The sequence below is a fragment of the Parvibaculum sp. genome (genome assembly GCF_049651025.1).
Taxonomy (GTDB): domain Bacteria; phylum Pseudomonadota; class Alphaproteobacteria; order Parvibaculales; family Parvibaculaceae; genus Parvibaculum.
This window is the reverse complement of record NZ_JBASBH010000016.1, coordinates 84,766-105,823: the sequence shown is the minus strand read 5'-3', so window position 1 is coordinate 105,823 and position 21,058 is coordinate 84,766. Positions and strand designations below refer to the sequence as shown.

Here is a 21,058-nt window from a genome sequence, read left to right as displayed (position 1 = left end):
CCCCCACCGCGCTCCCGTCGTAGAGGCCTATCGACATGAGCAATGACAGCGCACGCCAGCGCTTGGAACAAACCTCCTTCCTCAACGGTACGAACGCGGCGTTTGTCGAGCAGCTTTATGCTCGCTACCAGCAGGACCCCAATTCGGTCGATGCAGAGTGGCGGACATTCTTCGACGGGCTCGGCGATACGCGCGAAGAGGTTCTGAGCGAGGCGCGGGGCGCTTCGTGGCAGCGTGCCGACTGGCCGCCGCTCGCCAATGGCGAGCTGGTCAATGCCTTTGACGGTAACTGGGCGGCGGCTGAAGGGCCGATCAAGCAGAAGCTTGCGGAGCGCAAGAGCGGCGCGTCCGAAGCGGAAATCCGCGCGGCGACGCTCGATTCGGTTCGCGCGCTGATGATGATCCGCGCCTACCGCATTCGCGGCCATCTCGATGCCGATATCGATCCGCTGCAATTGCGGCCGAAGTCGCAGCATCCCGAGCTGCAGCCGGAAAGCTATGGCTTCGGGCCGGACGATCTCGACCGTCCGATCTTCATCGACAATGTGCTGGGGCTCGAGACGGCGACGGTTCGCCAGATGCTCGAGATCCTGCGTCGCACCTATTGCGGCACGATCGGCGTCGAGTTCATGCATATCGGCGATCCCGAAGAGAAGGCATGGATTCAGGAGCGCATCGAGGGGCCGGACAAGGAAGTCACCTTCACCGAGATGGGCCGGCTTGCGATTCTCGACAAGCTGATTCAGGCGGAAGGCTTCGAGCGTTTCGCGGGCGTGAAATATATCGGCACGAAGCGTTTCGGCCTTGATGGCGCGGAAGCGATGATTCCGGCGCTCGAGCAGGTCATCAAGCGCGGCGGCGCGCTGGGCGTGAAGGAAATCGTGCTCGGCATGGCGCATCGCGGGCGGTTGAACGTGCTCGCCAATGTGATGTCGAAGCCTTATCGCGCGATCTTCCACGAGTTCAAGGGCGGTTCGTCGAACCCCGAAGACGTGGATGGTTCGGGCGACGTCAAATATCATCTGGGTGCCTCGTCGGACCGCGAGTTCGACGGCAACAAGGTGCATCTGTCGCTGACGGCAAATCCCTCGCATCTGGAAATCGTCGATCCGGTCGTGCTGGGCAAGGCACGTGCGAAGCAGGACCAGTTGCATGACGGCGCGCGCGGGACGGTCATTCCGCTGCTCATTCATGGCGACGCGGCTTTCGCGGGCCAGGGCGTCGTTGCTGAATGCCTCGGGCTTTCGGGGCTGAAGGGGCATCGCACCGGCGGCTCGATCCACTTCATCATCAACAACCAGATCGGCTTCACGACGAGCCCGATCTTCTCGCGCTCATCGCCCTATCCCTCCGACGTGGCGAAGATGGTGCAGGCGCCGATCTTCCACGTGAACGGCGACGATCCGGAAGCGGTTGTGCATGCGACGAAGATCGCGACGGAGTTCCGTCAGCGCTTCAACAAGCCTGTCGTGGTGGACATGTTCTGCTATCGGCGCTTTGGACATAACGAGTCCGACGAGCCGAGCTTCACGCAGCCCTTGATGTACAAGAAGATCCGCAGCCATCCGACGACGCTGGAGCTTTATACCCAGCGGATCGTGGCGTCGGGTCTGCTGACGGTCGAGCAGGTGCATGAGCGCGCCGACGCGTTCCGTCAGGAGCTTGAAGTCGAATACGAAGCCTCGAACGGTTTCCGCCCCAACAAGGCCGACTGGCTGGACGGGCGCTGGGCGGGGCTTGGCCGCGCCGAGGGCGAGGCGCAACGCGGCGAAACGGGCGTCGATCTCAAGCTGCTGCGCGATATAGGCATGAAGCTCTCGGCGGTGCCGGAAGGCTTCAACATTCACAAGACCATCCAGCGGTTCATGGACAACCGCCGCAAGATGATCGAAACGGGCCAGGGCATCGACTGGGGCATGGCGGAGGCGCTGGCTTTTGCCACGCTGCTCAACGAAGGCTTCAAGGTGCGCCTGTCGGGGCAGGATTCCGAGCGCGGCACATTCGTGCAGCGCCATTCGGTGCTCAACGATCAGGAGACGGAAGATCGCTATATTCCGCTCAATCATGTGGCTGAAACCCAGGCGCAATACGAAGTCATCAACTCGATGCTTTCGGAAAACGCGGTGCTCGGTTTCGAATATGGCTATGCCCTTGCCGAGCCCAATGCGCTGACGCTCTGGGAAGCGCAATATGGCGACTTCGCCAATGGCGCGCAGGTCGTCGTCGACCAGTTTATCTCGTCGGGCGAGCGCAAGTGGCTGCGCATGTGCGGCCTCGTGATGCTATTGCCGCATGGCTATGAAGGCGCGGGGCCCGAGCATTCCTCGGCGCGTCTTGAGCGTTACCTGCAGATGTGCGCCGAAGACAATATGCAGGTCGTGAACTGCACGACGCCGATGAATTATTTCCACGTGCTGCGTCGCCAGATGCATCGCAAGTTCCGCAAGCCGCTCATCATCATGACGCCGAAGTCCTTGCTGCGTCACAAGCGCGTCGTGTCGAAGATCGAAGAGTTCGGACCGGACTCGACCTTCCATCGCGTGCTCTGGGACGATGCGCAGATGCTGAAGGGCGAGAAGATCAAGCTCGTCAGCGACGACAAGATCAAGCGCGTCGTCATGTGCACGGGCAAGGTCTATTACGACCTTTATGAGGAGCGCGAGAAGCGCGGCATCGACGACATCTATCTGATGCGCGTCGAGCAGCTCTATCCGTTCCCGGCGAAGTCGCTGATGAACGAATTGTCGCGCTTCCAGCAGGCGGAAATCGTCTGGTGTCAGGAAGAGCCCAAGAACATGGGCGCGTGGCAATTCATGGAACCCAATATCGAATGGGTCCTCGACCATGTCGGCGCGCGCTTCCGCCGTGCGCGCTATGCGGGGCGTCCGGCAGCGGCATCGCCCGCGGTGGGCCTGATGAGCAAGCACGTGCAGCAGCTCAATCAGTTCCTGTCGGATGCGTTGAAGATCGATTGATTTTTCTTTGAAAGGCGAAACGAGCATGGCGACGGAAGTCAAGGTGCCGGCACTCGGCGAATCAGTCACGGAAGCGACCGTGGCGCAGTGGTTCAAACAACCGGGCGATACGGTGACGGTGGACGAGCCGCTGGTCGAGCTTGAAACCGACAAGGTGACGGTGGAAGTTCCCGCGCCTGCCTCCGGCGTGCTGTCGGAAATTCTGGTGAAGAGCGGCGAGACGGTGAATATCGGCACCGTGCTTGGCGCCATCGGCGAAGGTTCCGGCAAGGCGGCGGCAAAGCCCGCGCCGAAGAAGGAAGAGCCGAAAAAGGCCGAAGCGCCGAAGGCCGCAGCACCTGCGCCTGCTCCGGCAGCGCCTGCAGCCGCAAAGCCCGCGCCCGCAAAGGCGGCTGACGCTGCGCTCGCACCTTCCGTGCGCCGCGTGGTTGCCGAAAACAATCTCGAGCCTTCGCAGATCGAGGGCACTGGCCGCGATGGTCGCATCACGAAGGGTGACGCGCTGGAAGCGGCGGCAAGGCCTGCTGCTGCGCCTGTGACGATTGCGGTTCGTGCGCCTGTCGAGCAGTCGGCGCGCGAAGAGCGCGTGCGCATGACGCGGCTTCGCAAGACGATTGCGACGCGCCTGAAGGAAGCCCAGAACACGGCGGCCATGCTCACCACCTTCAACGAGGTGGACATGTCGGCGGTGATGGCGCTGCGCAATCAGTACAAGGAATTGTTTGAGAAGAAGCACGGCGTGCGCGTCGGCTTCATGGGCTTCTTCGTCAAGGCCTGCATTGCGGCGCTGAAGGAAATTCCCGCCGTCAATGGCGAGATCGACGGCGACGATATCGTCTACAAGAATTACTACAATATCGGCGTTGCGGTCGGCACCGAGCGCGGTCTTGTCGTGCCGGTGGTGCGCGAGGCGCAGGAGCTGTCCTTTGCCGATATCGAAAAGACGATCAACGATTACGGCAAGCGCGCGCGTGACGGGCAGCTCAAGCTCGAAGAGTTGCAGGGCGGCACCTTCACGATTTCGAACGGCGGCGTTTACGGCTCGCTGATGTCGACGCCGATCCTCAATACGCCGCAGTCCGGCGTGCTCGGCATGCACAAGATCCAGGAACGGCCTGTCGCCATTGGCGGCAAGGTTGAAATCCGCCCGATGATGTATCTGGCGCTTTCCTACGATCATCGCATCGTCGATGGACGCGAGGCCGTGACCTTCCTCGTTCGCGTCAAGGAATCGCTCGAAGATCCGCAGCGCCTGCTGCTCGATCTCTGACGCACTGAAACTTATCTGGAGGCAGTCATGGCGGATGCGTTCGACCTTGTGGTGATCGGCGCCGGACCCGGCGGTTATGAATGCGCGATCAAGGCGGCGCAGCTTGGGCTGAGCGTCGCTTGCGTCGAGAAGCGCGACCGGCTTGGCGGCACCTGCCTCAATATCGGCTGCATTCCGTCCAAGGCTCTGTTGCATGCGTCCGAGCTTTTTGCGGATGTGACGCATGCGTTTCCCGCCATGGGGATCGAGGTCGGCGCGCCCAAGATCAATCTGAAGCAGCTTCTGACCTTCAAGGACGAGGCGGTCGACGGCAATACGAAGGGCGTCGAGTTCCTGTTCAAGAAGAACAAGATTGAATGGGTGAAGGGCGAGGGCGTCATTGCCGCGCCCGGCAAGGTGAAGGTCGGCGAGCGTGTGCTGGAGGCGAAGAATATCGTCATCGCCACGGGCTCCGATGTTGCGCGTCTTCCCGGCATCGAGATCGACGAGAAGCAGATCATTTCATCGACCGGCGCGCTGACGCTTTCGAAAGTGCCGGAGCGGTTACTGGTGATCGGCGGCGGCGTCATCGGGCTTGAGCTTGGCTCGGTCTGGGGACGGCTCGGCGCGAAGGTGACGGTGGTTGAATTCCTCGACGCGATCCTGCCGGGCACGGATGGCGAGGTGGTGAAGAATTTCACGCGCATCCTGAAAAAGCAGGGCTTTGAATTCAAGCTCGGCTCGAAGGTGACGAAGGTCGAGAAGGCGAAGTCCGGTCTCAAGGTCAGCGTCGAACCCGCGGCTGGCGGCGAGACGCAGGTGCTCGAAACGGATGTCGTGCTCGTGGCCGTCGGGCGCGTTGCCTATACGCAGGGGCTTGGGCTTGAGGCTGTCGGCGTGAAGACCGACAAGCGCGGCCGCGTCGAAGTGGATGGCTCGTTCAAGACCAATGTCGATGGCATTTATGCGATCGGCGATGTGATCGCCGGGCCGATGCTTGCGCATAAGGCGATGGAAGAGGGCGTGGCGCTGGCGGAGCGTCTGGCCGGACATTGGGGCGATGTGAATTACGACGTCATTCCGGGTGTCGTTTACACCTCGCCGGAAGTTGCATCGGTCGGCAAGACCGAGGAGCAATTGAAGGCCGAAGGCGTCGAATATAATTCCGGCAAGTTCCCCTTCACGGCCAATGGCCGCGCCAAGGCGAACAAGACGACCGAAGGCTTCGTCAAGATTCTCGCCGACAAGACGACCGACCGCATACTCGGCGTTCACATTATCGGTGTGAATGCGGGCGAGCTTATTCAGGAAGCGGTCGTCGCGATGGAATTCGCGGGCAGCTCCGAGGATATTGCGCGCATGTGCTTTGCGCATCCGACGCTTTCGGAAGCGGTGAAGGAAGCGGCGCTGGCGGTCACGGGGTTGCCGATCCATATGTGAGCGGTGCGGGCCGGGCTGTGCAAACGGCAAGGCCCCTCACCCCACCCTCTCCCCGGAGGGGAGAGGGCTTTGCGGTGGTGGGCGTTCACCAAGGTCGTCATGCGCGGGCTTGACCCGCGTATCCACGTTTTCCTGTCACGATGAAGAAAAGACGTAGATGGCCGGGTCGAGCCCGGCCATGACGGAAGTGTCGATAGTGGGCTGCCTAATGCCCCGCTCTCGGATGCGCCTTGTCGTAAATTTCCAGCAGGCGTTCGCTTTCGACTTCCGTGTACATCTGCGTGGTCGAAAGGCTCGCATGGCCGAGCAGTTCCTGGATTGAGCGCAGGTCGCCGCCGCCCGCCAGAAGATGCGTGGCGAAGCTGTGGCGGAAGGCGTGGGGTGTTACCGTGTCGGCGAGGCCGAGGCGGCGGCGGAGGTGGATGACGAGGCCGCGCACCATGCGCTGGTCGATGCGTTTACCGCGCGCGCCGAGAAAGAGCGGATCGCCCGGCGCGAGGCCGAAGGGGCAGAGGCGGAGATAGTCGTCAACGGCGGCGCGCGTGACGGGCAGCACGGGGACGAGGCGTTCCTTCTGGCCCTTGCCGATGATGCGCAGCACTTCGGGCAAGGGCGCGTCCTTGCGGTTCAGGCCGAGGGCTTCGGAGATGCGCAGGCCGCAGCCATAAAGCAGCGTCAGGATGGCGGCGTCGCGCGCGGCGATCCAGGGCGCCGATTCGATGGCGCCGGTTTCCGCGATCATGTCGAGGGCGGCGCCGGGCGCGACGGGCTTTGGAATGCTGTGGGGAATTTTCGGTGTACGGAGCGCTTTCAGCGCCGCGTTCGAGACGACATTGGAGCGGTCGAGAAAGCGGAAGAAGGAGCGGACGCTGGAGAGGTTGCGCGCGAGGCTGCGGCTTGTCAGCCCGTCATTGCGGCGATGGGTGAGGAAGGCGCGGAAGTCGCGCAATTCCAGCTTGCGCAGGGCATCGAGGCTTGCCGGGTCGCCCAGATGATCGCAGAGAAATTCAAAGAAGCCCGCGACGTCGCGGTGATAGGCGATGAGCGTCAAGGGCGATGAGCGTTTTTCGCCGAGAAGATGGCCGTACCATTTGCGAATTTCGGCGCGCACGTCGCCAGCCGCCGCGATCGAGGCTGCCGCCTCGTCGGGGCTCGGAGCTATGGTCACTGCTGCGGGGGTAAATCCAGCCACAGGCGCACGCAACGCTCGACGATGCGAGCGAGGAACTCGAGAAGGTCGGCGGCCTGATCGGGGTGGAACTGCTCGGCACCCGCGCCGCCAAGGGCGAGAAGACCGGGGGGCGTGATGGGCGAGAAGTCGAGGCGCACCAGCGCTTCGGACTGCACGCCTTCGGCAAGCTCGCCATAAAGGCCGCGGCTGCCATGCACATTGGCGACGAGGCGATAGGGCATGTCGCCGCCGATCATGCGACCGACGCCGCCGGGCTCGAGCATGCGAATGTTCGGCACGCCGATGCCTGCCGCATTGCCCGCCGTTTCGAGGCAGATGGCGGCGCCTTGCAGGCCGAGCGTGCGGGCGAGGCCGTCTGCGGAGGTGACGAATTCGACGAAGCTCTCGAAGGAACGCGCATCGAGCATGGCGAGCGCGGCGGCGTGAACCTGCTCGCGCGCCAGTGAGTTCAACGACGAGGCCTCGATGAGGTCGGACTGGATGTCGCGCAATGTGCGGACCTGACGCTGCAGCTTTGCGATCACGAATTGCTGCATGTCGACGACATTGTCGCCTTCGTCACGCACGGGCAGAAGTGCGGCGATGAGATCGGCGTCGCTGGCAACGAAGTCGGGATGCTGAAGAAGGAAGGCGCGCACTTCGTCTGCGGAGACGCTGGGCGTGGATTCTCTGATCTGCTCTGCTTCGGTCCGGTCGTTGAACTGACTCATAAGGGTTCCCTTAAAGGATCTTCTGTCCGGTCTTCTTCCAATCGGCGAGGAACTGTTCAAGCCCCTTGTCGGTCAGCGGGTGGTTTACAAGGCTGCGCAGCACGGCGGGCGGCACTGTCGCGACGTCGGCGCCAAGCATCGCCACTTCTTTCACGTGGTTGGCCGTGCGGATCGAGGCAGCGAGAATCTGGGTCGCGTAGTCGTAATTGTCATAGATGGTGCGGATCTCGTGAATGAGTTCCATGCCATCGAGATTGATGTCGTCGAGGCGGCCGATGAAAGGCGAGATAAAGGTAGCGCCAGCCTTGGCGGCGAGCAGCGCCTGATTGGCCGAGAAGCAAAGCGTCACGTTCACCATGGTGCCTTCGCCGGTCAGCACCTTGCAGGCCTTGAGGCCGTCCCAGGTGAGCGGCACCTTGACGGCGATATTTTTGGCGAGCTTTGCAAGCTTGCGGCCTTCGGCGAGCATGGTGTCGACATCGAGGGCGGTGACTTCGGCGCTGACAGGACCTTCGACGATGCCGCAGATTTCCTCGACGACTTCAAGGAAGTTGCGGCCGGATTTTGCGATCAGCGACGGGTTGGTGGTGACGCCGTCGAGAAGACCTGTCGAGGCCAGATCCTTGATGTCGGCGATGTCGGCGGTATCGACAAAAAACTTCATGAGGGCTTCGTCTCTTGTTATCTGCGGTTTCGATGGCCCGTATGACAATCCAGTCGGTCGCGCGGCGCAATGTTTCTTTTTTAGCCCCGGTCGGGTTGCCCTTGTGACGCCTCCGGCGCTCGCTTGCAAGCGCCGATGTTCTGCTTGCTTTATTAGAGGTTACACTATCCGTTCGGCTTTGAATTTTCTCGCAATCGCCAGACCTGCCGTTAACAAACCGGGACCGGATGTCCGTTAACCCCTCCAGAAAAAGCGTCAGCGTTCTTGTTCCGCTCGCCCTGCCAGAACCTTACGACTATGAGGTTCCTGCCGGGTTAATTGCGGAGCCGGGCTCTTACGTCATTGTGCCTTTGGGGGCACAGGAAATTCTGGGCGTCGTCTGGGGCGAGGGGACGGGGACGTTTGACGCAAAACGGCTGAAGCCCATTCGCGAAGTGCTCGACGTGCCGCCCATGCCGGAAGCGTCGCGGCGGTTCATCGACTGGATGTCGCAATATACTCTCTCTCCGCGTGGCTCGGTGATGCGACTCGCCATACGTGCGCCGGGTGCGCTGGAGCCGCAGCGCATGCGCATTGCCTATCGGCTCGTTGATACGCGGCCGGCGCGGATGACGCCTGCGCGGATGCGTGTCGTCGAGACCGCTGCGGACCAGTTTGCGCGGACGGTGCGCGAACTCGCCGAAGAGGCTGGCGTTTCGGACGGGGTGGTGCGCGGGCTTGTCGATGCAGGTGCGCTGGTGCCTGTGGAACTGCCGGGCGAGGCGGCGTTTCCCGAGATTGATTTTGCGAGTGCGGGCAAATCGCTCTCTGCCGAGCAGGCGGAGGCCGCAGAGGTGTTGCGCGCGCGTGTTGCGCAGAAAAGTTTTTCGGCGCTGCTGCTTGATGGCGTGACGGGTTCTGGAAAGACGGAAGTTTATTTCGAGGCAGTGGCGGAGGCGCTGCGGCAGGGACGGCAGGCGCTGATCCTGCTGCCGGAGATTGCGCTGACGAGCCAGTTTCTCGCTCGCTTCGAGGCGCGGTTCGGCGTCAAGCCTGCGGAGTGGCATTCGGAACTTTCGACGCGCGAGCGCACGCGCGTCTGGCGCGGTGTGGCAGAGGGGCGCGCGCGTGTCGTCGTCGGTGCACGCTCGGCGCTGTTTCTGCCGTTTGCCGAACTCGGGCTCATCGTCGTCGATGAAGAGCATGAGGCGGCGTTCAAGCAGGATGAGGGCGTGACCTATCACGCGCGCGACATGGCGGTGGTGCGTGCGTCGCTCGGGTCCTTTCCGATCATATTGAGTTCGGCGACGCCTTCGCTTGAGACGGCGGTGAATGTCGAGCAGGGGCGCTATGAGCGCGTGGCGCTGGCGCAGCGACATGGCGCGGCGGAGATGCCGACGATCATCGCCATCGACATGCGCAACGATCCGCCGGAGCGCGGGCGCTGGCTGGCGCCGAAGCTCGTTGCGGAAATCGGCGCGGCGCTTGCGGCGGGCGAGCAGGCGATGTTGTTTCTCAATCGTCGCGGTTATGCGCCGCTGACCTTGTGCCGGACTTGCGGGCATCGCATCGAATGTCCGCAATGCACGGCATGGCTTGTCGAGCATCGCTTTCGCCGCGAACTCGTCTGCCATCATTGCGGATATACGGCGCCGGTGCCGAAGGCTTGCCCGTCATGCGGCGCGGAAGAATCGCTCATCGCCTGCGGGCCGGGCGTGGAGCGCATCGCGGAGGAAGTGGCGGAGCTTTTCCCCGAGGCACGCACGAGCGTCTTGTCGAGCGACAATCTGCGCGGGCCGCTTTCTCACGAAGAGGCGTTTCGCGCCATCGAGGCGCGCGAGGTCGATATCGTCATCGGGACGCAGATCGTCGCCAAGGGGCATCATTTTCCATGGCTTACCGTTGTCGGCGTCGTCGATGCCGATCTCGGGCTTGAGAATGGCGATCTGCGCGCGGCGGAGCGCACGTTCCAGCTTTTGCAGCAGGTGGCGGGGCGGGCAGGGCGCGCGGAGCGGCCGGGCCGGGTCTATCTGCAGACCTATATGCCCGAGCATACGGTGATGCGGGCGCTGGTGGCGGGCGACCGGGATGCGTTCCTCGCGCGCGAATCGGAAGCGCGCGAAAGGGTGAGCCTGCCGCCATTCGGGCGGCTTGCGGGCGTCGTCGTCTCCTCCACCAATGCGGCGCTGGCGCAGAAATGGGCGCGGGAACTGGCGCGGGCAGCGCCGAGGGCGGAAAATATTTCGGTGCTTGGGCCCGCGCCTGCGCCACTGGCGCTGCTGCGCGGGCGGACGCGGCTGCGCTTTCTGGTGAAGGCGACGCGCAACGTCAATATTCAGGCCTATATGCAGGCCTGGCTCGGACCCTTGAAGGTGCCCGGCGCGGTGCGGGTTTCGGTCGATATAGATCCCTATAGTTTTCTGTAGAGATTGCCTGGACGGCGCGCTGGCCTCACCCCAAGGCGTCACCCCGGGCTTGACCCGGGGTCCATCTTCTTCACGCCCCGCCGATAGCGATGGGTCCCGGGAACAAGTCCCGGGACGACACGGCGTTTTACTGGCGCTTCGGGCGTCGGATTCCTTTCCCTGATCAGACTTAACGCCGGATTAACCATGAGGGCGTTCAATCGCACGGTCCGTCGTCACGAGGATCTAAATGGCGCCCCGTCTCAATGTGGCCACCGTCAAATACGGTTCGGCCTATCCTGCCGATTACGTCAACCGCATGCTGTCGATGCTCACGCGGCATCTGGCCGAGCCGTTTGATCTCTATTGCATCACGGAAGACCCGACCGGCCTCGATCCTGAAATCAAGGTCATCGCGCCGCCATTCGATGTGCCGGGCTGGTGGAACAAGATTTTTTTGTTCTCGCCCGTCATGCCGCAAGGCGAGACGCTTTATCTCGATATCGACCAGATCATTACCGGCGACCTGACGCCGCTTCTCGAGACGTGCCGCAAATCGCGCGCGCGTCTTTGCGCCTATCGCGATCCGCTGCGCTGGATGGGCTCGCAGGTGAATTCGTCCTGGCTCTATTATCGCGCGCCGGAACTTTCATTCATCTATGACGCCTTCTGCCGCGACCTGCCGGGCGTGTTCGAGCTTGAGGGCGGCGACCAGCTTTATATCTGGCAGCAGATGAAGGACATCTACTTCATCGACGAAGCTGTGCCGGGCGCCGTCAGATCTTTCCGCTTCGAGGTTTGCGTGGTGGAGGGTGAGACGCTTCAGGTGCCATCAGATATCGACGCCCATGTTCGCATCGTCAATTTCCACGGGCGCCCCAAGCCGCACGAACTGTCGCAGGTCGGCTGGGTTCAGCAGCACTGGCGCTGAGTTTCTTCGTCACTTTATTTTTGTCCGCCAACTCAATCGAGAATGCCCATGAAATGCGCTGTCGTCATTCCAATCGGCCCTGACCAGCAATCCGATTTCGATGTGAGTTGCCCCTCTGTCGAGCGGGCATGGGCGCATGGACAGGGGCCTTTCAGCGGCTTCGAGATCGTGCCCGTGTGGGATACGACAGGCGCGATGACGCCAGCCGAGCGACGAAATACGGGGATCGACATTGCGCGTAGCCGAAATTGCGAGTGGATTTTCTTTCTCGATCCACGCGATCTACTGAACGCTTCGGCCTTCGCCGATGTTGCGCATTATCACGCCGGGCTCGATGCGGTGTGGGGCAATATTTGCGAGAACACCATCGGCACCAACGATATTGCTCTGCGTGCCAATCAATTGCCGACGGCGAACAATATCGAAACCATTCTGCGCTGCGCACCCGACAGCACATTGCGGATGGGGCATTTCGTTCGCACGGAATGCGCCGATGCGGTGCGCTTCGACACGGGGATGGATGCGGGCGAGGACTATAAATATTACCTCGACCTCTGGTCGCAATATCGCTGCGCCAAGGTCGCGCATGTGTTTTCAATCGAGCGGCGTCCGGCAGCGGCGGCCTTGCCGACAGCGGAAAGCCTGCTTCGCGACAAGGTCATCGAAACGCTCGTTCTCGATTGCTGCCGCGACCGCGTGCTGATGTGCGATGTGACCTTCGATGAAAAGGTAGCGTGGTTTCGCGTCGACAATCCTTTCGATATCATTCAGCACCATCACGGGCATGGATATTTTTTCGAGATCGAGGAGCTGACGACGCTGCGCGCCATGATCGGGCGCGGCAAGACCATCGTCGAGGTGGGGGCAAATGTCGGCAATCATCTGGTCTTCTATGCTCAGCACATGAAGCCGAAGAAGATTTTCCCCTTCGAGCCGAACCCGGATGCGGTGCGGCTGCTGACGGAAAATATTCGCGCGAACAAGCTTGAAGGCGTCGTGGACGAGCGCGGCATCGGCATCGGCGCGGGCGCCGAATATGGCAAGTTTGCCGTCATGCTGCCCGGCGAGAACAATCTCGGCGCGGCCCGGCTGACGCAGGGCGGCGGCGAGCTGGAAGTCTTTCCGCTGGACGAAACGCTGGCGGGCGAGACGGTCGATTTCATGAAGATCGACGTCGAGGGCATGGAATTCGATGTGCTCAAGGGCGCCGAAAAGCTGATCCAGCGCGACAAGCCGGTGCTGATGGTCGAAGTCTTCAGGCCCAAAATCCCCGACTTCGAGGCCTGGTGCGACACGCATGGCTACAAGGTCGCGACGAGTTTCCACTGCATCAATGCGGTGAATTTCGTGGCCGTGGCCGCCTGATCCATAAAGCCTGAGCGATTCTGCATCCCGGCAGGGGCCGCGTGCGGCCTGCCCGGCGACATTTTGCCATGCCCAAAATGCCGCATCTCCGCCATTTCCCTGGCGACCGTGTTGCGCTGCCCATGCCCATGTGTTACCTAACCCCCGCCCTTGGGGACTGTGGGTTGAGACATGTCCTATTCGGTAAAAATAAACTAATGATTTCAAGTGGTTGTCGCATCGCTGAATAAGGCAGATGCGGTGATTTTCACGGAAACCCAGCGAGCCTCAATTTGGCATCCGATCATCACGTTTCAGGCATGGCTGGCCGCTACGCTACGGCGCTCTTCGAGCTCGCCGAAAGCGAAGGCCACCTCGACGCGACCGCGAGCGATCTCGCGCGCGTCACATCGCTCATCAACGGGAGCGAGGATTTCCGCCGTCTCGTGGCGAGCCCCGTTTTCAGCGCCGGCGAACAGGGGCGCGCCTTTGCCGCGATCCTGGAACGCGCAGGCATCAAGGGCCTGGTCGCGCGCTTTGCGGGCCTGGTCATCCAGAATCGCCGTCTTTTCGCGCTGCCCGACATGATTACGGGCTTCAACCGCCTTCTGGCGGCCAAGCGCGGCGAGATCACGGCCGATGTCACTTCCGCTCATCCGCTTTCGGATGCGCAGGTCGCGAGCCTCAAGCAGTCGCTTAAAGCTGCCACGGGTCGCGATGTTCAGATCGACGCAAAAGTCGACGCGGGGCTCCTCGGCGGGCTCATCGTCAAGGTCGGGAGCCGGATGATCGATTCGTCTCTCAAGACCAAACTCACTTCTCTCAAGCTTGCCATGAAAGAGGCCTCCTGATGGACATTCAGGCTGCGGAAATTTCCGCAATCCTCAAGCAGCAGATCCAGGGTTTCGGCGCGGAAGCGCAGGTATCCGAGATCGGCCAGGTGCTTTCCGTCGGTGACGGTATTGCCCGCGTCTATGGTCTCGACAACGTCCAGGCGGGCGAAATGGTCGAGTTCCCGGGTGGCGTGCGCGGCATGGCGCTGAACCTTGAACGCGACAACGTCGGTATCGTTATTTTCGGTAACGACCGCGACATTAAAGAAGGCGACACGGTAAAGCGCACGGGCTCCATCGTGGACGTTCCCGTCGGCAAGGGCCTTCTGGGCCGCGTCGTCGACCCGCTGGGCAATCCGATCGACGGCAAGGGCCCGATCGAGAGCACCGAGCGCCGTCGCGTTGACGTGAAAGCGCCGGGCATCATTCCCCGCAAGTCGGTGCATGAGCCCATGCAGACCGGCCTCAAGGCCATCGACGCCCTGATCCCCATCGGTCGTGGCCAGCGCGAGCTGATCATTGGCGACCGTCAGACCGGCAAGACGGCGCTCGCGATCGACGCGATCCTCAACCAGAAGCCGCTGAACCAGGGCACGGACGAAAACCAGAAGCTCTATTGCATCTATGTCGCCATCGGCCAGAAGCGCTCGACGGTTGCCCAGATCGTGAAGACGCTGGAAGAAAACGGCGCGCTGCAATATTCGATCATCGTCGCCGCGACGGCGTCGGAGCCTGCGCCGCTGCAGTTCCTGGCACCCTTTGCCGGCTGCACCTTCGGTGAATATTTCCGCGACAACGGCATGCATGCCCTCGTCGTTTATGACGATCTGTCCAAGCAGGCCGTCGCCTACCGCCAGATGTCGCTGCTGCTGCGTCGTCCGCCGGGACGCGAAGCCTATCCGGGCGACGTCTTCTATCTCCATTCCCGTCTGCTTGAGCGCGCTGCGAAGCTCAACGAAGAGAACGGCTCGGGCTCGCTGACGGCTCTGCCGATCATCGAGACGCAGGCGAACGACGTGTCGGCCTATATTCCGACCAACGTGATCTCGATCACCGATGGTCAGATCTTCCTGGAAACGGACCTCTTCTATCAGGGCATCCGTCCGGCGGTGAACGTCGGCCTCAGCGTGTCGCGCGTCGGTTCTTCGGCGCAGATCAAGGCGATGAAGCAGGTTGCAGGCAAGATCAAGGGCGAGCTTGCGCAGTACCGCGAAATGGCGGCCTTTGCTCAGTTCGGTTCCGACCTCGACGCCGCAACGCAGCGTTTGCTCAATCGTGGCGCACGTCTCACCGAGCTTCTGAAGCAGCCGCAGTTCTCGCCGCTGAAGGTCGAAGAGCAGGTCGTCGTGATCTATGCGGGCGTGAACGGCTATCTCGACAAGCTGCCGGTTTCTGACGTCGGCCGCTTCGAGGAAGAGTTCCTGCGTAACGTGCGCACGAGCCATGCAGGCATTCTCGAGGCGATCCGCACCGAGAAGGCGCTGTCGAACGACACGGAAGCGAAGCTCAAGGCAGCCGTCGAGAGTTTCTCCAAGGCATTTGCCTGAGCTGAACCACAGCGAACCTAGGTAAGGGCAAATGGCGAGCCTCAAAGACCTCAGAAACCGCATCGCGAGCGTGAAAGCGACGCAGAAAATCACGAAGGCCATGCAGATGGTGGCCGCCGCGAAACTGCGCCGTGCGCAAGACGCTGCGGAAGCTGCGCGGCCTTATGCGGAACGCATGGAAAGCGTGCTTGCCAATCTGGCGGCAGGCATGGCGGGCAAGCCCGGCGCGCCTGCTCTTCTGGCCGGAACGGGAAGCGATCAGGTTCATCTGGTCATCGTCGCAACCGCTGATCGCGGACTTTGCGGCGGCTTCAACTCGTCGATCGCCCGCCTGGCGCGTGAGCATATCTTCAAGCTCATTCGCGAAGGCAAGACGGTGAAGATCCTCACTGTGGGCCGCAAGGGTCGCGACACGCTGAAGCGTTTCTTCAGCGACAAGATCGTGAAGTCCTACGAGTTCACGGGCATTCGCCAGATAGGCTTTGCCCAGGCGGAAGATGTCGCGCAGACGGTTCTGACGATGTTCGATGCGGGCGAGTTCGACGTGGCGACGCTCTTCTTCTCGAAGTTCGTCAACGTCGTGACGCAGGTGCCGACCGCACAGCAGCTCATTCCGGCAAGCGTGCCGACTTCGGCCAAGGGCGGCGTCGATCTTGGCGGCGCGGTTTACGACTACGAGCCTGACGAGACCGAGATCCTGAAAGACCTGCTGCCGCGCAATCTCGAAGTGCAGATTTTCAAGGCGCTTCTGGAAAACGTCGCAGGTGAATTCGGCGCCAAGATGTCGGCGATGGACAATGCGACGCGCAATGCGGGCGAGATGATCAAGAAGCTGAACATCACGTATAACCGTTCGCGCCAGGCGATGATTACCAAAGAACTGATCGAAATCATTTCGGGCGCTGAAGCCCTCTAAAGATACGTCCCCCTGGGGAAGATGAAGGAAATGCCATGAGCAAAGCAGTCGGCAAGATCGCGCAAGTCATCGGCGCTGTCGTGGACGTTGAGTTCACCGACAATCTGCCCGCCATTCTGAACGCGCTTGAAACGGACAATCACGGCAGCCGCCTTGTTCTGGAAGTCGCGCAGCATCTGGGCGAGAACACGGTGCGCGCCATCGCCATGGACACGACCGAAGGTCTGATGCGCGGTCAGGAAGTGCGCGATACGGGCGCGGCGATCTCGGTGCCGGTTGGCGAGGGAACGCTTGGTCGCATCATCAACGTCATCGGCGAGCCGGTGGACGAAGCCGGTCCGGTGAAGTTCGAAACCCGCCGCGAAATCCATCAGGACGCGCCTGCCTTCGTCGAGCAGTCGACGGAAGCTGAAATGCTCGTCACGGGCATCAAGGTCGTCGACCTGCTTGCGCCTTATGCGCGCGGCGGCAAGATCGGCCTGTTCGGCGGCGCCGGCGTCGGCAAGACGGTTCTCATTCAGGAACTCATCAACAACATCGCGAAAGCGCATGGCGGCTACTCGGTGTTTGCCGGTGTGGGCGAGCGTACGCGCGAAGGCAACGACCTCTATCACGAGATGATCGAGTCGGGCGTGAACAAGGATCCGCACGAGAATAACGGCGATACGACCGGTTCGAAGTGCGCCCTCGTGTTCGGTCAGATGAACGAGCCGCCGGGAGCACGTGCTCGCGTCGCGCTGACGGGTCTGACGATTGCCGAAAGCTTCCGCGACAAGGGCCAGGACGTGCTCTTCTTCGTCGACAACATTTTCCGCTTCACGCAGGCGGGTTCTGAAGTGTCGGCGCTTCTCGGTCGTATTCCGAGCGCCGTGGGCTATCAGCCGACGCTCGCGACCGACATGGGCCAGCTCCAGGAACGCATCACCACGACGACCAAGGGCTCGATCACGTCCGTGCAGGCCATTTACGTGCCCGCCGACGACTTGACCGACCCGGCGCCTGCCGCATCCTTCGCTCACTTGGACGCGACGACCGTGTTGAACCGTGCGATCTCGGAAAAGGGCATTTATCCCGCCGTTGATCCGCTCGACTCGACCAGCCGTATTCTCGAGCCGCGCGTTGTCGGCCAGGAGCATTACGACACGGCGCGTCAGGTTCAGGAAATTCTTCAGCGCTACAAGTCGCTTCAGGACATCATCGCCATTCTCGGCATGGATGAACTGTCGGAAGAAGACAAGCTGGCGGTTGCTCGCGCGCGCAAGATCGAGCGTTTCCTGTCGCAGCCTTTCTTCGTCGCCGAAGTGTTCACCGGCACGCCGGGCGTGCTCGTCGACATCAAGGACACGATCAAAGGCTTCAAGGGTCTGTGCAACGGCGACTACGATCACCTGCCGGAAGCAGCCTTCTACATGGTCGGCACGATCGAAGATGCGATCAAAAAGGCCGAGCGTCTCGCCGCGGAAGCAGCGTAAGCAAGGTCGGGTAAGGGTTTATGGCTGACAAGCTTCACTTCGACCTCGTGTCGCCCGAACGGCTTCTCCTCTCGGAGAATGTCGACATGGTGACCGTGCCTGGCAAGGAAGGCGACTTCGGCGTGCTTGCCGGTCACTCGCCTCTCGTGGCCGTGCTGCGTCCCGGCATCATCAATGTCGATGACGCCGGACGCGCCCAGCAGCGCATTTTCGTGCGCGGCGGTTTTGCCGAAGTGACGCCGGCGGGCCTCACCATTCTCGCTGAAAAGGCGATCCCGTTTGCCGATCTCGACACGGCGGCGCTCGATCAGGAGATTGCAACGGCTCAGGCGCATGTTGCAGCGGCGAAGACCGACGATACGCGGCTTCTCGCTCAGGAAACGCTGGATCACCTGAAAGAGCTGCGTCAGTCGCTCTGATTGCGGTAACAAGACAGTAAAATGAGGCGGTGCTGCGCAAGTGCCGCCTCTTTTGTTTGGGCGGTCCGTCTTTTCGATGGGTCGTCCTGTTCCGGCTGCGGTTTTATGGCACGTGTTGCAAGCTTAACCGGTTGGGCGCGTTGCGATATAATCCGCGTCCGGGCTAGTTTGGGCCCGAACGGGTGAAAGAATATGAGCCGTCACTGGACGCTTGATGACATCAAATGGGCCGACTTCGATCCTTCAAAGGTCGATGCCGACATTCTGTGCGCGGTCAAAGCGGCGGCGATGGTCGAGTTCAATGCGCCCGATTATGTGACCTATCTCTGCAATGTGTTTGCGGACCGGCCCGATGTGAAGGCGCTGGTGCAGCAATGGGGCGCGGAAGAAATCCAGCACGGGCAGGCGCTGGCGCGCTGGGCGGAGCTTGCCGATCCGGGCTTCAATTTTCAGGCGGCGTTCGACCGCTTTCGCGCGGGCTATTCGATTCCGCTCGAGGCGATCCATTCGGTGCGCGGCAGCCGCGCGGGCGAGCTTGTGGCGCGTTGCGTCGTCGAAAGCGGCACGTCCTCCTATTACACGGCGATCAAGGATGCGAGCACGGAGCCGGTGCTTCGCCAGATCGCGGCCAATATCGCCGCCGACGAATTCCGCCACTACAAGCTTTTCTATGAGCAGTTCAAGGTACTCAATGAAGAGCTGCCGTCACGCATGGCGCGGGCGCGCATTGCCATCGGTCGCGTTTCGGAAGCCGATGACGACGAGCTTTCCTATGCCTATTACGCGGCGAACACGAATGCGGATGGGAGCGTTCCCTATGACCGCGCGCATTTTGCCAAGGCATATGAGAAGCGTGCGCTTGGTCTTTATCGCCGTCAGCATACGGACAGGCTTGTCGCCATGGTCGGCAAGGCCATCGGCCTTGCGCCGCGCGGGCTTCTCATGCGCCTAGTATCGTCGGGCGTCTGGGCCTTCTGGCGCCTGCGCGTCTGGCGTCTTTCGCGCGCTGCCGTCTGAGGGCAGCCGACCGTCGTTTGCCTTCGGAGGGAGGAAGGCGACCCTCACGCAAGCCTCTCCCGGAGTCCATCTTTATGCAATGCAGTGAGGCAAGATGGGTCCCGGGAACAAGTCCCGGGACGACACGGAATTTTTAGCGGGGCCGGTGAGCTGATTATCGAGCAGCAGGAAGCTGGATGCCCCGCGCAAATCAGCCGCGCGGTTTTGCCAGAGGCGTGAATTCGGTGACGACGCGCTGATAGATGCCGCGCTTGAACGGCACGATGAGATCGGTGAGTTCGTCGATCGACACCCAGGCCCATTCGCTGAATTCCTGATGCGCGTCGGCGGCGATGTCGACATCGCTGTCGTCGCCCAGAAAGCGCATGGCGAACCATCTCTGTTTCTGGCCGCGATATTTTCCCTTCAGCGCATGGCCGACGAGATGAGGGGGCAGGTCATAGGTCAGCCAGTCTGCAACCTCGCCGATGATTTCGGCCTTGTCGGCATCGACGCCGGTCTCTTCCTTCAGTTCACGGAAGGCTGCCGTTTGCGGCTCCTCGCCCTTGTCGATGCCGCCTTGCGGCATCTGCCATGTGAGCGGGCCGATATCGATGCTTTGCACGCGATTGCCGACGAAGACGAGGCCGTCGCGATTGATGAGCATGACGCCGACGCATGGTCGATAGGGCAGGCTTGCCGGGTCGATCAGGTCGGCTTTTCCGTCTTTGGCCATGAGGGTTCGTCCGATCAGTTGGCGGTCGCTGTTACCGGCACAAGCGTCACGCCGCGGTTTTTCAGCGTGACGGCCCAGCGCGCGAGTTCATCGACCGTGACGGGCAGGCCCGAGGCGACGCCAATGGCGGTGCCGGATTGTTTGGCCGAGGCTTCAAGTTGGACGAGGGAATAAGCGATCACGTCAGGCGTTTGCACGGGATCGATCATGCGCGTGCCGGTCGCGTGGGGCAGGCTGATATCGGCTGCGAGTTTCGGCGCGAGGCTGCGCTGCGAGGCGCCATTGTCGACATACATCAACCCGCGTGATTTGACGGCGGCAAGGATCGGCGTGACGGAGGTTTCGGAGCTGGTGAAGCGCGCGCCCTGATAATTCATCACGCCTGCATAACCGGTGAAGCGGCTCATCAGCCATTCGAGGCGCGAGATGTTTTCGGCGGGCTGAAGGCTCGTCAGCAGCGTATAGGGGCCGGGATCGTTTTGCGGATAGCCGAAAGGCTCCATCGGCAATTCGAGCAGGACTTCGTGACCGGCGGCGCGGGCCTTGGTGATCCAGTCCTGAAGGCGCGCGCCATAGGGCGCGAAGGAGAGGGTGACTTCAGGCGGCAGGGTTTCGATGGCATGCGCGGTGGCGCTGTCGCTGATGCCGAGGCCCGAGACGATGAGGGCGACGCGCGGACCGGCGGGCAGACCCTTGGGCAGCGGGCGGGCATAGACTTTCCATGCCTGACGACCGTCTTTCGCGACGATGGGCAGCGGACCCTGACGGCCATTGGCGATGAGAGCCGGATCGGGAACGGGCTTCAGCGCGATGGCGACGGTGGCTGCGGGGTCATTGGCCGACACGGTTTCGGCGCCGACGATTTTCACATCGCCGCTATTGTCCGCGCCGACATTGCGGGCCGCGTCGAGCAAGGTCTGCTCGTCGGGGCTCAGGCCATCGGCGGCGGCATCATCGGGCGCATGCGTTTCGTCGGGCGTCTCGCTCGGCGTTGCAGCGGCGGCATGTTCCTCGTCGTTGCCGGTGCGCAGCAGGTTTTCCGCAGGCGGTGCCGGCAGGGCGGCGGGTTCGGGCTCCGGCGCGAGCGCAAGCTGGACGGCAGGCATGCCCGCCATGCGGCTATCGACCGTCAACAGCCAAGCCAACACGCCGCCGTAAAGGCAGGCGATCAGAAGCGCGGCGACGGCCAGCACACCGGGCTGGCGCCGCCGCTTCGACCTATCGCTCAGTGCCCTACCCGGCATGACCCA

General features: G+C 62.0%; 17 protein-coding genes. 12 read left to right on the top strand and 5 right to left on the bottom strand.

Features of this window, described 5'->3' with window-relative positions:
* The first annotated feature begins 35 nt into the window (after positions 1-35).
* The 3 genes from WA943_RS01855 to lpdA are packed head-to-tail and all read left to right on the top strand — an operon-like array spanning position 36 to position 5,664.
* Positions 36-2,975 (top strand): 2-oxoglutarate dehydrogenase E1 component, encoded by a 2,940-nt coding sequence (locus WA943_RS01855; protein WP_424468129.1) that lies wholly within the window; start codon positions 36-38, stop codon positions 2,973-2,975.
* A 25-nt stretch (positions 2,976-3,000) separates the two neighbouring features.
* On the top strand, positions 3,001-4,245 hold the full coding sequence (gene odhB, locus WA943_RS01850; protein WP_424468127.1) for a 2-oxoglutarate dehydrogenase complex dihydrolipoyllysine-residue succinyltransferase: 1,245 nt from the start codon (positions 3,001-3,003) through the stop codon (positions 4,243-4,245).
* 27 nt (positions 4,246-4,272) lie between these two features.
* On the top strand, positions 4,273-5,664 hold the full coding sequence (lpdA, locus tag WA943_RS01845) for a dihydrolipoyl dehydrogenase (protein WP_424468125.1): 1,392 nt from the start codon (positions 4,273-4,275) through the stop codon (positions 5,662-5,664).
* A gap of 205 nt (positions 5,665-5,869) precedes the next feature.
* On the opposite strand, the gene WA943_RS01840 is transcribed toward lpdA, so the two are convergent.
* Genes WA943_RS01840 through fsa form a run of 3 tightly spaced genes read right to left on the bottom strand, consistent with a single transcriptional unit; the run spans position 5,870 to position 8,230 of the window.
* Entirely contained in the window at positions 5,870-6,832 is a 963-nt protein-coding gene (locus WA943_RS01840) for a tyrosine recombinase XerC (RefSeq protein WP_424468123.1), read from the bottom strand.
* Positions 6,829-7,566: a DUF484 family protein gene (locus WA943_RS01835; RefSeq protein WP_424468121.1), complete on the bottom strand. Its 738-nt coding sequence runs from the start codon at positions 7,564-7,566 to the stop codon at positions 6,829-6,831. The genes WA943_RS01840 and WA943_RS01835 overlap by 4 nt, the downstream gene beginning before the upstream one ends.
* A 10-nt stretch (positions 7,567-7,576) precedes the next feature.
* Complete coding sequence (fsa, locus tag WA943_RS01830; RefSeq protein ID WP_424468119.1) at positions 7,577-8,230, bottom strand: fructose-6-phosphate aldolase; 654 nt, start codon at positions 8,228-8,230, stop codon at positions 7,577-7,579.
* Positions 8,231-8,457: 227 nt separating this feature from the next.
* Between fsa and WA943_RS01825 the strand changes: the two genes are divergently transcribed.
* From WA943_RS01825 to WA943_RS01785, 9 genes are all read left to right on the top strand, one after another.
* Entirely contained in the window at positions 8,458-10,635 is a 2,178-nt protein-coding gene (locus tag WA943_RS01825) for a primosomal protein N' (protein WP_424468117.1), read from the top strand.
* A gap of 229 nt (positions 10,636-10,864) precedes the next feature.
* Positions 10,865-11,545: a hypothetical protein gene (locus tag WA943_RS01820; RefSeq protein WP_424468115.1), complete on the top strand. Its 681-nt coding sequence runs from the start codon at positions 10,865-10,867 to the stop codon at positions 11,543-11,545.
* Positions 11,546-11,593: 48 nt separating this feature from the next.
* On the top strand, positions 11,594-12,910 hold the full coding sequence (locus WA943_RS01815; protein WP_424468113.1) for an FkbM family methyltransferase: 1,317 nt from the start codon (positions 11,594-11,596) through the stop codon (positions 12,908-12,910).
* Positions 12,911-13,182: 272 nt separating this feature from the next.
* Positions 13,183-13,740 (top strand): F0F1 ATP synthase subunit delta, encoded by a 558-nt coding sequence (locus WA943_RS01810; RefSeq protein WP_424468110.1) that lies wholly within the window; start codon positions 13,183-13,185, stop codon positions 13,738-13,740.
* Positions 13,740-15,269, top strand: coding sequence for a F0F1 ATP synthase subunit alpha (atpA, locus tag WA943_RS01805; RefSeq protein ID WP_424468108.1), 1,530 nt, complete (start codon positions 13,740-13,742; stop codon positions 15,267-15,269). Before WA943_RS01810 ends, atpA begins: the two co-directional genes overlap by 1 nt.
* 31 nt (positions 15,270-15,300) lie before the next feature.
* Positions 15,301-16,185: a F0F1 ATP synthase subunit gamma gene (locus tag WA943_RS01800; protein ID WP_424468106.1), complete on the top strand. Its 885-nt coding sequence runs from the start codon at positions 15,301-15,303 to the stop codon at positions 16,183-16,185.
* Between the two features lie 35 nt (positions 16,186-16,220).
* On the top strand, positions 16,221-17,657 hold the full coding sequence (gene atpD, locus WA943_RS01795; protein ID WP_424468104.1) for a F0F1 ATP synthase subunit beta: 1,437 nt from the start codon (positions 16,221-16,223) through the stop codon (positions 17,655-17,657).
* A gap of 20 nt (positions 17,658-17,677) precedes the next feature.
* Positions 17,678-18,076: a F0F1 ATP synthase subunit epsilon gene (locus WA943_RS01790; RefSeq protein WP_424468102.1), complete on the top strand. Its 399-nt coding sequence runs from the start codon at positions 17,678-17,680 to the stop codon at positions 18,074-18,076.
* 192 nt (positions 18,077-18,268) lie between these two features.
* Positions 18,269-19,093, top strand: a complete 825-nt coding sequence (locus WA943_RS01785; RefSeq protein WP_424468100.1) for a ferritin-like domain-containing protein — start codon at positions 18,269-18,271, stop codon at positions 19,091-19,093.
* A 190-nt stretch (positions 19,094-19,283) separates the two neighbouring features.
* Here the strand turns inward: WA943_RS01785 and WA943_RS01780 are convergent, their stop codons facing one another.
* The gene (locus WA943_RS01780) at positions 19,284-19,808 is read right to left on the bottom strand and encodes an RNA pyrophosphohydrolase (protein ID WP_424468098.1); all 525 of its coding nucleotides are present in this window, start codon (positions 19,806-19,808) and stop codon (positions 19,284-19,286) included.
* A 14-nt stretch (positions 19,809-19,822) separates the two neighbouring features.
* Positions 19,823-21,052, bottom strand: a complete 1,230-nt coding sequence (locus WA943_RS01775) for a divergent polysaccharide deacetylase family protein (protein ID WP_424468096.1) — start codon at positions 21,050-21,052, stop codon at positions 19,823-19,825.
* Between the last annotated feature and the right edge of the window lie 6 nt (positions 21,053-21,058).